General features: G+C 73.4%; 9 protein-coding genes and 1 pseudogene. 6 read left to right on the top strand and 4 right to left on the bottom strand.

Going from position 1 to position 11815, the window contains the following annotated elements; all coding sequences use genetic code 11:
• Positions 1–260: 260 nt before the first annotated feature.
• The 3 genes from ABZ877_RS14065 to ABZ877_RS14055 form a co-directional block, all read right to left on the bottom strand.
• Positions 261–1418, bottom strand: a complete 1158-nt coding sequence (locus ABZ877_RS14065) for an SPFH domain-containing protein (RefSeq protein WP_361069459.1) — start codon at positions 1416–1418, stop codon at positions 261–263.
• A gap of 13 nt (positions 1419–1431) precedes the next feature.
• A complete protein-coding gene (locus ABZ877_RS14060; protein WP_361069456.1) occupies positions 1432–1686 on the bottom strand; it encodes a hypothetical protein in 255 nt (84 codons plus the stop codon).
• Positions 1687–1794: 108 nt separating this feature from the next.
• On the bottom strand, positions 1795–2865 hold the full coding sequence (locus ABZ877_RS14055; RefSeq protein WP_361069453.1) for an MBL fold metallo-hydrolase: 1071 nt from the start codon (positions 2863–2865) through the stop codon (positions 1795–1797).
• 216 nt (positions 2866–3081) lie between these two features.
• Between ABZ877_RS14055 and ABZ877_RS14050 the strand changes: the two genes are divergently transcribed.
• The 6 genes from ABZ877_RS14050 to ABZ877_RS14025 all read left to right on the top strand — a co-directional run bounded on the left by ABZ877_RS14050 (position 3082) and on the right by ABZ877_RS14025 (position 11557).
• Complete coding sequence (locus tag ABZ877_RS14050; protein WP_361069450.1) at positions 3082–4554, top strand: aldehyde dehydrogenase; 1473 nt, start codon at positions 3082–3084, stop codon at positions 4552–4554.
• Positions 4555–4556: 2 nt separating this feature from the next.
• Positions 4557–4790, top strand: a complete 234-nt coding sequence (locus ABZ877_RS14045) for a ferredoxin (protein ID WP_361069447.1) — start codon at positions 4557–4559, stop codon at positions 4788–4790.
• A gap of 189 nt (positions 4791–4979) precedes the next feature.
• A complete protein-coding gene (lanKC, locus tag ABZ877_RS14040; protein WP_361069445.1) occupies positions 4980–7637 on the top strand; it encodes a class III lanthionine synthetase LanKC in 2658 nt (885 codons plus the stop codon).
• Between the two features lie 57 nt (positions 7638–7694).
• Complete coding sequence (locus ABZ877_RS14035; RefSeq protein ID WP_361069442.1) at positions 7695–7820, top strand: SapB/AmfS family lanthipeptide; 126 nt, start codon at positions 7695–7697, stop codon at positions 7818–7820.
• A 135-nt stretch (positions 7821–7955) separates the two neighbouring features.
• Positions 7956–9680 carry an ABC transporter ATP-binding protein gene (locus ABZ877_RS14030; protein WP_361069439.1) on the top strand — a complete coding sequence of 575 codons (1725 nt, stop codon included), beginning with the start codon at positions 7956–7958 and terminating at the stop codon, positions 9678–9680.
• Positions 9677–11557 carry an ABC transporter ATP-binding protein gene (locus ABZ877_RS14025; protein WP_361069437.1) on the top strand — a complete coding sequence of 627 codons (1881 nt, stop codon included), beginning with the start codon at positions 9677–9679 and terminating at the stop codon, positions 11555–11557. Before ABZ877_RS14030 ends, ABZ877_RS14025 begins: the two co-directional genes overlap by 4 nt.
• Here the strand turns inward: ABZ877_RS14025 and ABZ877_RS14020 are convergent.
• Positions 11471–11713: pseudogene (locus ABZ877_RS14020) on the bottom strand (LuxR C-terminal-related transcriptional regulator); the annotation flags it as partial. The gene ABZ877_RS14025 and the pseudogene ABZ877_RS14020 overlap by 87 nt on opposite strands.
• Positions 11714–11815 lie beyond the last annotated feature (102 nt).

Raw genomic sequence — 11815 nt, 5'->3', positions numbered from 1 at the left:
CTCTCCCGATCGGGTGGGCGCGCTGTCCCCCGCGCCCCTGAGATGCGCACTCCGTGCGCCATCTCAGGGGCGCGCCGTCGGGGAAGGCGCGGCGCAGCCGCATGCCTTCAGGGGCGCGGGGAACGGCGCGAGCAACCACGACGAAACCGGCACCCGCCGAATCAACCGCCCGCCGCACGGCGCCCCGCCAGGGGCGCGGGGAACGGCGCGCTCAGCCACGACGAGACCCGCACCCGCCGACCCGCCCCCGGCCGGACGGCCTAGCGCACGTCGACCGGCCCGTCGTCACCCCCGCCGGGCGCCCCCAGGTACCGCTCGATCCCGTCCCCGGGCACCGCCGACCCGCCCAGGTTCTTGCGGACCGAGTCCAGGATCGTCAGGCCCTGGCCGACCAGACCCGCCGCGATCTCGCCGAGCCCATCCGCCCCGTTCAGCACATTCACGTTCGCCCCGGCGAGCCCCGCGGACGCCTCCTTCACGATCTGCGGCAACTGGTCGATCAGCATCCTGTCCAGAGCCACCCGGTCGAAGCTGGCCGCGGCCTCCGCCTGGATCTTCATCCGCTCGGCCTCCGCCAGGGCGAGGACCCGGATCCGCTCCGCGTCCGCCTCCGCCGGCTTCACGATCTCGGCGACGAGCTGCTTCTCCCGCAGTTCGGCCTGTTTCAGCGCCAGCTCGGTCTGGGCCGCCAGGACTTCCTGCTGCGCACGCGCGAGCGCCAGCGGCCCCGCCTGGTCGGCGTGGGCCTTGGCCCGGTCGACCTCCGCGCTGTACTCGGCCTGCACGATCGCGGTCTGCCGCGCGTACTCGGCCTGCTTGCGGGCGGCGGCCTGTTCCGCCTCGGCGGCGGCCTGCGTGGCCTGGGCCTGGGCGATCTGCGCGGCTCGCTGGATGTTGGCCTTGTGCGGGCGTGACATCGCCTCGATGTAGCCGGTCTGGCCGTCGTCGATGGACTGGATCTGGAGCGAGTCGACGTGCAGCCCGATCTTCGCCATCTCGGCCTTGGACGTGTCGAGGACCTCCGTCGCCAGTTTCTGCCGTTCGGTGACGATCTCCTCGACGGTCATGGAGCCGATGATGGAGCGGAGGTGTCCGGCGAAGATCCGCCCGGTGAGGACGGACATCTGTTCCTGGTCGGAGAGGAACCGCTGGCCCGCGTTGACGATGGACTCGTGGTCGTTGCCGACCTTGAACGCGATGACGGCGCGCACGGTGAGGGCGATGCCCTGCCGGGTCACGCACTTCTCCACGACCTCCGACTCGCTCATGGCGAGGGAGAGGAAGCGGGTCTTGCGGAAGATGGGGAGGACGAATTTTCCGTGCCCGGTGACGACGCGGAACGGCGCTCCCCCAAGTCCCCGCCTGCCGCCCGAGATCAGCATCGCCTCGTCGGGTGCGGGAACGCGATATCCGAACATCCCTGGTGTCTCCTTAGCGGGCGCCGCCGTCGCCGCCGAGCGGCGGTTCGGAGAGGGGATCGCTCCAGGCCATGACGGTCACCCTGCGGTGGCCGAGGGACTCGACGACCAGCACGGTCGTGTCGCGGATCAGCGGTTCCTCGGAGTACGCGATGAACGTCTCCGTGCCGCCCCTGACCCGTACGAGTACCTCGCCGGGACCGTCGGCCCCTCGGGTGCCGACGAGCAGCTTTCCCGTACAGCCGACCACAGCCTCGTCCGGCGCCATCGGCGGCCGCCCCCCTTGTCGTTCGAGCTCAGGTGAGCCCTTGGAGGCCAGACCCTACGCCTGCGGACCGGCCCTCACCATCCACGCGCGGCAAAGATCCGGAGCTCTTCAGGGGGCCGCCGCGTACGCGACCGGATCGCTTCCCGGGACGGCTTCCGCCCGCCCGAGTTTCACCAGTCGGCGCAAGTGTGCCTCGGCCTCGGAGACGGCGATGTTGCGGGAGGCGTAGGGGATGTCGGCCCAGGGCCGGTTCCATTCCATGCGTGCGGCGAGCTGCCAGGGGGTGAGCGGCGCGGACAGCAGCCCGAGCAGGCCGGTGAGCCGGGCCTCGTGGTGGGCGAGCAGTTCCCGCACCCGTGCGGGCGCGTCGGTGAACGGGTGCTGGTGCGCGGGGAGCACCTCCGCCGGGGCGAGCCGCCCGACGCGTTCGAGGGAGTCGAGGTAGTCGCCGAGCGGGTCGGTCGAGCCTTCCTCGACGGACGGGTCCTCGTAGAGGCCGATGTGGGGGCTGATGCCGGGCAGCAGGTGGTCGCCGGAGAAGAGGCGGCCGTTGCCCGCGAGGCCGCAGGGGTGGGTCTCCTCCAGGTGCAGGCAGACGTGGCCCGGGGTGTGGCCGGGCGTCCAGAGGGCGCGGAGGCGGCGGCCGGGCAGGTCGAGGAGGTCGCCGGGGGTGATGGCGCGGTCGGGCAGGGCGGCGTCGAGGCCGGGCAGGCGGCGCGGCCGGCCCGCCTCGGCGGCGGCGGTCAGCGGTGCCACATGTGACGCGGGCGCTCCCGCGGCGAGCAGCTTCGCGGCCATGTACGCGTACCAGCGGGCGGGCGGGCTCTCGCGGGTGCGGCGCACGACGGCCGCGTCCGCCTCGTGCATGGCGATCCACGCGCCGGACGCCTCGCGGACCTTGGCGGACAGGCCGTGGTGGTCGGGGTGGTGGTGGGTGACGAGGACGCCGGTCAGTTCGGTGACGGTGGTGCCGCACGCGGTGAGGCCCTCCGTCAGCGCGGTCCAGGACGCCGGGTCGTCCCAGCCGGTGTCGATGAGGACGGGGCCCGTGTCGGTGTCGATGAGGTGGACGAGGGTGTGGCCGAGCGGGTTGTCGGGGATCGGCACGCGGATGCTGTGCACGCCTCCGCCGTGGTCGGTCACGCGCGTCGCCCGGGTCGTCCCTGTCGGTTCTGTCATCGCGGGGTGCCTCTCCGCCGTCAGGTGTGCTCGTCGCCGCACCGAACTGCCGCCACTGTAGACGAACTTGTAGAACTTGTTTCATTGGTTGCCCCGGGCGGCCTGCTCGGCAGGGCTCCCCGTCTTCCGCCGCCCAAATAGAACTGGTATCAGTTCTGATGCAGCGTCAGAAAAGCCTGCACCGGGAACCCCTCCGAAGCGGAAGCGGTGGTCGCGATGGCCGAACTCATCGAGCACGGACAGCTCTTCATCGGCGGGGAGTGGACCGACCCCCTCGGCAAGGACGTCATCGAGGTCGTCTCCCCGCACACCGGCGAGGTCTTCGGGCGGGTGCCGCACGCCGCGCCCGCCGACGTGGACCGCGCCGTCGCCGCCGCCCGCCGCGCCTTCGACGAGGGGCCCTGGCCGCGCATGAGCCTGGAGGAGCGGGTCGCCGTCGTGACGCGCATCAAGGACGCCATCGCCGCACGCCACGAGGAGATCGCCAAGGTCATCTCGCAGGAGAACGGGTCTCCCTACGCGTGGTCCGTCCTCGCCCAGGCGCTCGGGGCGATGATGGTCTGGGACTGCGCGATCGGCGTCGCGCGCGCCTTCACCTACGAGGAGACCCGTGACGGCGCCCTCGGCAAGCTGCTCGTGCGGCGGGAGCCGGTCGGGGTCGTCGCCGCCGTCGTGCCGTGGAACGTGCCGCAGTTCGTGGCCGCCGCCAAGCTCGCGCCCGCGCTCCTCGCCGGCTGCACGGTCGTCCTGAAGCCGTCGCCCGAGTCGCCGCTCGACGCCTACATCCTCGGTGAGATCGCGCGCGAGGCCGGGCTGCCGGAAGGCGTGCTGTCGATCCTGCCCGCCGACCGCGAGGTCAGCGAGTACCTCGTCGGGCATCCGGGGATCGACAAGATCTCCTTCACCGGGTCCGTCGCCGCGGGCAAGCGGGTCATGGAGGTCGCCTCGCGTCATCTGACGCGCGTGACCCTGGAGCTGGGGGGCAAGTCCGCCGCCGTCGTGCTGCCCGACGCCGACGTCGAGTCGACCGTCGCCGGGGTCGTGCCCGCCGCCTGGATGAACAACGGGCAGGCGTGCGTCGCCCAGACCCGCATCCTGCTGCCGCGCTCGCGCTACGACGAGTTCGCCGAGGCGTTCACCGCCGCCGCCTCCGCGCTCGTCGTCGGCGATCCGCTCGACCCCGCGACCCAGGTCGGGCCGCTCGTCGCCCGGCGCCAGCAGCGCCGCAACCTCGACTACATCCGCATCGGACAGGAAGAGGGCGCCAAGGTCCTCACCGGTGGGGGAGCGCCCACCGCCGCCGGGCTCGAACGCGGCTGGTACGTCGAGCCGACCCTCTTCGGCGACGTCCACAACGGGATGCGCATCGCCCGCGAGGAGATCTTCGGACCCGTCATCTGCCTCCTGCCGTACGGGGACGAGGCCGAAGCCGTGAAGATCGCCAACGACTCCGACTACGGGCTCAGCGGCAGCGTGTGGACCGCCGACACCGGGCGCGGCCTCGCCGTCGCGCGGCAGGTGCGCACGGGCACGTACAACGTGAACACCTTCAGCCTCGACATGCTCGGACCCTTCGGCGGCTACAAGAACAGCGGCCTGGGGCGGGAGTTCGGGCCCGAGGGCTACGGCGCCTACCTGGAGCACAAGATGATCCACCTGCCCGCCGGATACGCACCCGAGGAGCGCTGAGCATGGGTGACCGCTGGCGCGTGGAGGTCGACCGGGGCGTCTGCATCGGCTCCGGCATGTGTGTGCACCACGCGCCCGGCGCCTTCCGCCTCGACACGGCCCGCCAGTCCCACCCCGAGCGGACCGAGACCGACGCCGACGAGGACGTCCTTGCGGCGGCGGAAGGCTGCCCCGTCGAGGCCATCATGATCACGATGGCGGACGACGGGGAGCCGGTGTTCCCGCCCGAGGAATGAAATACCGGAAATGACCTGGGCACGCGACCGTCGAATATGCGTACGGTAGATATCGAACGGGGCGAACATTACTTGCCCCGTGCGTTCCGCATGGTTATCTGATGACGTCTGTGACTGTCCGCCCTCCTTGGCCGCATGCGAATCTCGTTGCCGTCCGAAGACGAGATGCGGAGGAGGGCGGACCACGCCATGGACAAGCGGTACGAGGTTTACGCCCTGGCCGACCCGCATTTCTACGAGACGCCCGAGCGGCTCGCCGCCGACGGGAAAGCGCGGGCCCTGCCCGAGTTCGGGACGGCGCGCAGGCCGGTGCCCGACGGATGGCGCTCCGACACCAACGGTGAGTGGCTCAACCTCACCCCGCTCGCCGCCGACGGCACCCCCCGCCAGGGACCGAAGCAGGGCTGGAAGATCCACGCGTCCGCCACGCGGGAGAACGCGGAGAAGATCGCCTCGACCGTCTGGGACTATTGCATACCGCGCGGCATTCCGTTCAAATTCGTGCCGGCGCCGCATCTGCTGCACCTGAGGAACGCCAAATACGCGAGCCGCGACACAAGCGGGAAGTTCGTCACCGTCTATCCGGCCGACGACGAACAGTGCCACCGGATATTGGAGGAGCTGGACGAACTCCTTCGCGGCCTCGAAGGGCCCTATATTCTGACCGATCTGCGCTGGGGCGACGGTCCGCTTTATGTACGCTACGGCGCCTTCGCCCGCCGTATGGTCGTCAATGAGCGCGGGACGCTCGTCACGGCCGTCGAGGACGGCGAGGGCCGCCTCGTGCCCGACAACAGAGAGCCCGCGTTCCACGTCCCCGACTGGGTGCCCCTGCCCGCCTTCCTCAAACCTCACGCCGACGCGCGCAACGCGCAGACCGTCGCCGATCTTCCGTACCGCTTCGAGAAGGCCCTGCACTTCTCCAACGGAGGCGGCGTCTACCGGGGCACCGACACCCGCGACGGCCGCAAGGTCGTCCTCAAGGAGGGCCGCCCGCACGCCGGCCTGGCCGCCGACGGGGCCGACGCCATCGCCCGCCTGGAGCGCGAGAAGGCCGCCCTGGAACGCCTCTCCGGGCTCGGTGTCGCCCCCGAGGTGCGGGACTGGTTCCTCATCGGCGACCACCGCTTCCTCGTCATGGACTACGTGGAGGGGCGCGCGCTCAACGCGTTCTTCGCCGAACGGCACCCGCTGCTCTGCTCCGACCCCGACCCGGACGCGATCGCCGCGTACGCGGACTGGGTGCTGCGGATCAACGCCGCCGTCGAGAAGGCCGTCGCCGCCGTCCACGAGCGCGGCATCGTCTTCAACGACCTGCACCTGTTCAACATCATGGTCGACCCCGACGAACAGGGCGTCACCCTCATCGACTTCGAGGCCGCGACCCGCGTCGAGGAGGACGGCGGCCAGATGCTGGCCCACCCCGGCTTCTGGGCGCCCCTGGACCGCAGCGGCACCGACATCGACCGCTACGCCCTCGCCTGTCTGCGGATCGCGCTCTTCCTGCCGGTCACCTCCCTGTTCGTGGTGGACCGGTCCAAGGCCGCGCACCTGGCGGAGATCATCGCGGCGGAGTTCCCCACCGTTCCCCGGGAGTTCCTCGACGAGGCCGTCGCCGAGATCACCCGCGGGAGCGCGGACGCGCCGCCGGTCACGGGGAGGGGAGCGACCGGCGCCGCCCCGCGCGTCGAGCCCGGCGACTGGCCCGCCGCCCGCGACTCCATGGCCGCCGCCATCCTCGCCTCGGCCACCCCCGACCGCGACGACCGGCTCTTCCCCGGCGACGTCGCCCAGTTCGCCACCGGCGGCGGACTCGGACTCGCCCACGGCGCGGCCGGCGTCCTCCTCGCCCTCGACCAGACCGGCGCCGCCCGCCACGAGCAGGGCGAGCAGTGGCTCCTCGACCACACCGACCCGGTGCCGCCCGGCACCGCGCTCGGCCTCTACGACGGCATCGCCGGGATCGCCTACGCCATGGAGCGCATGGGGCACCGGCAGCGCGCCCTCGACCTCGTCGACCGGCTGCTCGGCGAGAAGTGGCAACGCCTGTCCACGGGCCTGAACGGCGGACTGGCCGGCGTCGGCCTGGTCCTCGACCACCTCGCCCGCGCCACCGGCGAGAGCACCCTCGCCGACCGGGCCAGGGAGGCGGCCGGGATCGTCGCCGAGCGGATCGTCCACGTACGCGACACGGACAGGACCCCGGACTCCAAGCGGCAGGCCGGGCTGATGCGCGGCCTGTCCGGGCCCGCCCTGTTCCTGCTGCGGCTGTACGAGCACACCGGCGACCCCGAGCACCTCGCACTCGCGGGCACGGCGCTCGAACTGGACCTCGACCGGTGCCGTACCTCCTCCGACGGCGGGCTCCACGTCGACGAGGGCTGGCGCACCATGCCCTACCTGGCCGACGGCAGCGCCGGGGTCGGGATGGTCCTCGACGACTATCTGCGGGCCGCACCGGACGCGGATCTCGGCGGCCGTGACGCCGAGCAGGTCCGCGCGTCCGTCATCACGGCCGCGACCTCCCGCTTCTACGTCCAGCCCGGCCTGTTCGAGGGCCGCGCCGGAATGATCCTGCACCTCGCCCGCACCACGGCGCCCGGCGCCACGGACGCGCGGATCGCCGCGCAGATCGACGCACTCGGCTGGCTGTCGATGCCGTACAAGGGCGAACTCGCCTTCCCCGGGCACCAGATGATGCGCCTCTCCATGGACCTCGCCAGCGGCACCGCGGGATGCCTGCTCGCCCTCGGCGCGGCCATGGAACCGGAACGCGGCGTCCACCTGCCGTTCCTGCCGCCCCTGCGGCGGCCCCAGAGCCGGCTCCGGCACCGTCCGGAGTCGTGACACAACCGCACAGCACCACCCCGTCCCCACAAGATGAAGACGACGAAAGGGAAGACCATGGCACTTCTCGACCTGCAGAGCCTCGAAGCCGAAGAGACCACCGGTGGCGGTGGCGGCGGCAGCAACGTGAGCCTGCTCGCCTGCGACAAGCACAGCTCCAACAGCACCCTCCTTTGTCTGTGACGGTTCGTCCGCCGCGGTGAAGGTCCGTCAGGACTGATGGGACGCACGTCCCTCGGTCCTGACGACGGCGGGGCCGCCCCTGGTGGACGGCCCCGTCCTCTTCCCTGCCCCCCGCCACCACGGATGCGAGGCTCCATGAAGGCGTCCGGCGACGCGCTCCTGCGCTCCGCGACCCGGTACAGCGCGGGCCGGTGCCTGGCCCTGTGCCTGCTGACCGTCGCCTCCTCGGGCGCGGGCCTGCTCCTCCCGTACGTCCTCGGGCGCACCCTGGACGCCCTGTTCGCCGCCCACACGACGCCAGCGAAGGACGGCGCCGCCCAGCACTGGCTGGTGATCTGCGGTGTCCTGCTCGGCGGCCTCATGCTCATCGGCGCCTGCGAGGACGTCCTCACCGGCACCACCAACGCCCGCACCACCGCCTGGCTGCGCCACCGCCTCCTCGGCCACGTCCTCGCCGTCGGGCCCGGCGCCACCGCCCGCTTCCCGGCCGGTGACCTTCTCGCCCGGCTCGTCGGCTCCACCGCGCAGGCCGGGCCCGTCCCCGCGACCGTGGCCGCGCTCGCCGCCACCGTCCTCACGCCCGTCGGCGCGCTCGTGGCCCTCGGCCTCACCGACCCCTGGCTCGTCGCCGCGTTCCTCGCCGGGGCGCCCGCGCTCGCCCTGCTGCTCCGCTCCTTCGCGCGCGCCTCCTCCGACTGCGTCACCGCCTACCAGAACGCGCAGGGCGACATCGCGACCCGGCTCACCGAGGCGATCGGCGGGGCCCGCACCATCGCCGCCGCGCACACGGCCGACCGCGAGACCGCCCGGGTGCTCTCGCCCTTGCCCCGACTCCGTTCGCAGGGGGAGCGGTTGTGGCAGGTGCAGGGGCGCGCCAACGCCGGCGCGGTCGCGCTCGCGCCGCTGCTCCAGATCGCCGTCGTCGCCACCGCGGGGCTGCTCCTCCTCCACGACCGGCTCTCCGTCGGCGAACTGCTCGCCGCCTCGCGCTACGCCGCTCTCGCCACCGGCGTCGGCATGCTCGTCGGCGACATCGCCGCCCTGGTCCGCACCCGCGCCGCCGGACAGCGGCTCGGGGACGTCCTGGAGCAGCCCGCGCCCCGGTACGGGGACGCCCGCCTCCCACCCGGCGGCGGACGGCTCGAACTGCGCTCCGTCACCGTCCGCCGCGACGGCCGGACCGTCCTCGACCGGCTCGACCTCACCGTCCCGGCGGGGGAGACCCTCGCCGTGGTCGGCGTCTCCGGCGCGGGCAAGTCCACGCTCGCCGCCGTCGCGGGCCGCCTCACCGACCCCGACGAGGGCACCGTCCTGCTCGACGGGGTGCCGCTCACCGAACTGAGCCGCGCCGAACTGCGCGCCGCCGTCGGCTACGCCTTCGAGCGGCCCACCCTCCTCGGCGACACCCTCGCCGACACGATCGCCCTCGGGCCCGGACCCCGTACGGCGGCGGACGAGCGGATCGTCCGCGCCGCCGAGGCCGCCCACGCCGACGCCTTCGTCCGCCGGCTGCCCGACGGGTACGCCACCGCCTGCGCCGACGCGCCCCTCTCCGGCGGCGAGGCCCAACGCCTCGGCCTGGCACGGGCGTTCGCGCACGGCGGGCGGCTGCTCGTCCTCGACGACGCGCTCTCCAGCCTCGACATGATCACCGAACGGGAGATCGCCGCCGCGCTGCTGCGCCACGCGCCCGGCACCACCCGCCTCGTCGTCGCCCACCGCGCGACGACCGCCGCCCGCGCCACCACCGTGGCCTGGCTCGACGGCGGCCGCGTCCGCGCCCTCGGCCCGCACACGCGGCTGTGGCGGGACCCGGCGTACCGGGCCGTCTTCGCCGGGGCCGGGGAGGCGGCGGCGTGACCGGGGCCGCCCCGCGCCCGGGAACGTACCGGCGCGGCCTGCGCTTCCTGCTCCGGCGCCGGGCCACGGTCGCCCGGCTGGCCCTCTGGTCGGTCCTGGAGACCGGGCAGACGTTCCTGCTGGGCTGGGCCCTCGCCCGCGCGCTCGACGAGGGGTTCCTCGCCGGGCGCCAGGACACCGGCCTGCTCTGGCTCGGCGTGGCCGTGCTCGGCGTCGCCGCGGGCGCCCTCGGCACCGCGAAGGTGTACGGGGCGGTGGCCGGGCTCGTCGAGCCGTTGCGGGACCTGCTCGTGCGCCGCGTCGTCGAGCGCGGCGTCCGAGACGGCGACGGGGCGGCCGTCTCACGCCTCACCCAGCAGGTGGAGATCGCCCGCGACACCTTCGCCGGGCTGATCATGATCTCCCGCTCCTTCGTCTTCACCGCCGCGGGCGCGCTCGTCGGCCTGTTCTCGCTCGCGCCGGTGCTGCTGCTCGTGGTCGCGCCGCCGCTGGTGGCGGGCGTCGCCCTGTTCCTCGCCACGCTGCGGCCGCTCGCGCGCGGGCAGGAGACGTTCCTGATCGCCGACGAGAGCGTCTCGGCGCGGCTCGCCGTCGTCTGCGCGGGGCTCAGGGACGTCACCGCGGCGGGCGCCGAGGAACCGACGGCGCGGGCCGCGGGCGCCCTCGTCGACCGCGAGTACCGGGCTGCCCGCACCCTCGCCCGGTGGGCCGTCCCGCGCGCCCTCGCCCTCGGCATCGGCGCCCAGGTGCCGCTGTTCCTGCTCCTGGTCACGGCGCCGTGGACGCTCGACCGTGGCGTCACCCCGGGCGCCCTGGTCGGCGCCCTCGCCTACGTGGGCCAGTCCCTCGCGCCCGCCCTGCAGAGCCTCGTCCACGGCCTCGGCGCGGGCGGCTCACGCCTGGCCGTGGTCCTGCGCAGGCTCACCGCCGAGACACAGCGACAGGAGCCACCCGTGCGGGAGCCGTACCGTCCGGCCTGCGACCCGGCCGCGCCCGCCCTGCGCGTGTCCGCGCTCACCTTCGCCTACGGGCCCGGCGCCGCCCCCGTCGTCGACCGCCTCGACCTGACCGTCCCGCGCGGCGGCCACCTCGCCGTCGTCGGCCCCAGCGGCATCGGCAAGTCCACCCTCGCCGGGCTCGCCGCCGGGCTGCTCGTCCCCGGGGCCGGTGAGATCCACGTGTGCGGACTGCCCGCCCGCTCCCCGCAGGCCGCCGCCGCGCGCGTCCTCATCCCGCAGGAGGCGTACGTCTTCGGCGGCACCCTGCGCGACAACCTCGGCTACCTGCGCCCCGACCCGGTGCCCGACGACGAACTGGCCGCCGCCGCGGCCCTGATCGGCCTCGACGCGCTGCTCGCCCGGCTCGGCGGGCTCGACGCCCCGCTCGACCCGGCCGCGCTGTCCGCGGGGGAGCGCCAGCTCGTCGCGCTCACCCGCGCCTATCTGTCGCCCGCGCCGCTCGCCCTGCTCGACGAGGCGACCTGCCACCTCGACCCGGCGGCGGAGGAGCGCGCCGAGCGGGCGTTCGCGGCGCGGCCCGGCGGGACCCTGGTGGTGGTCGCCCACCGGATCAGCTCCGCCCACCGGGCCGACCGCGTCCTGGTGATGGACGGCCCCCGCACCGTCAGCGGGGACCATGAGGAACTGCTGCTGCGTTCGCCGCTCTACCGCGACCTGGCCGGCGCGTGGGGAGCGCCGGAGCCGTCGTCACAGCCAGCCTTCGCCCTGGGATATCCGTATCGCGTCGATCCTGTTGCGGGCGCCGATCTTGCGGGTGATGGCGGCCATGTAGTTGCGCACCGTGCCGTTGGACAGGTGCAGCCGGCGCGCGATCTCGGAGACCGGAGCGCCCTCGGCCGCGAGGGACAGCACCCCTAACTCTCTTCTGGTTAAGGGGTTCTGAGCGGCTCTCAGAAAGCCGAACCCCAGCGCGTCGTCCACGAACCGCTGTCCCTTGGCGACCTGCCGGATACCGGTCAGAAGCTGTTCCACGGGCCCGTCCTTGTCCACGAAGCCGAGCGCCTGGGCCTCCATGGCCCGGCGCAGAGGTCCAGGTTTGCTCTTGCTCGCCAGCACCACGAGCGCGCACCGCAACTCCGCCAGCGGCGGTGTCCCGTACGACGCGTCGCAGTCCAG

This window comes from Streptomyces sp. NPDC046939 (assembly GCF_040644575.1).
Lineage (GTDB): Bacteria > Actinomycetota > Actinomycetes > Streptomycetales > Streptomycetaceae > Streptomyces.
The sequence above is the reverse complement of the archived record's forward strand: the minus strand, read 5'-3'. Positions and strand labels throughout refer to the sequence as shown.

What these genes read in the sequence shown, in the direction of transcription:
- ABZ877_RS14065 (WP_361069459.1), bottom strand. Translation starts at nt 1,418, where the DNA reads ATGTTCGGATATCGCGTTCCCGCACCCGACGAGGCGATGCTGATCTCG.
- ABZ877_RS14060 (WP_361069456.1), bottom strand. Translation starts at nt 1,686, where the DNA reads ATGGCGCCGGACGAGGCTGTGGTCGGCTGTACGGGAAAGCTGCTCGTC.
- ABZ877_RS14055 (WP_361069453.1), bottom strand. Translation starts at nt 2,865, where the DNA reads ATGACAGAACCGACAGGGACGACCCGGGCGACGCGCGTGACCGACCAC.
- ABZ877_RS14050 (WP_361069450.1), top strand. Translation starts at nt 3,082, where the DNA reads ATGGCCGAACTCATCGAGCACGGACAGCTCTTCATCGGCGGGGAGTGG.
- ABZ877_RS14045 (WP_361069447.1), top strand. Translation starts at nt 4,557, where the DNA reads ATGGGTGACCGCTGGCGCGTGGAGGTCGACCGGGGCGTCTGCATCGGC.
- lanKC (WP_361069445.1), top strand. Translation starts at nt 4,980, where the DNA reads ATGGACAAGCGGTACGAGGTTTACGCCCTGGCCGACCCGCATTTCTAC.
- ABZ877_RS14035 (WP_361069442.1), top strand. Translation starts at nt 7,695, where the DNA reads ATGGCACTTCTCGACCTGCAGAGCCTCGAAGCCGAAGAGACCACCGGT.
- ABZ877_RS14030 (WP_361069439.1), top strand. Translation starts at nt 7,956, where the DNA reads ATGAAGGCGTCCGGCGACGCGCTCCTGCGCTCCGCGACCCGGTACAGC.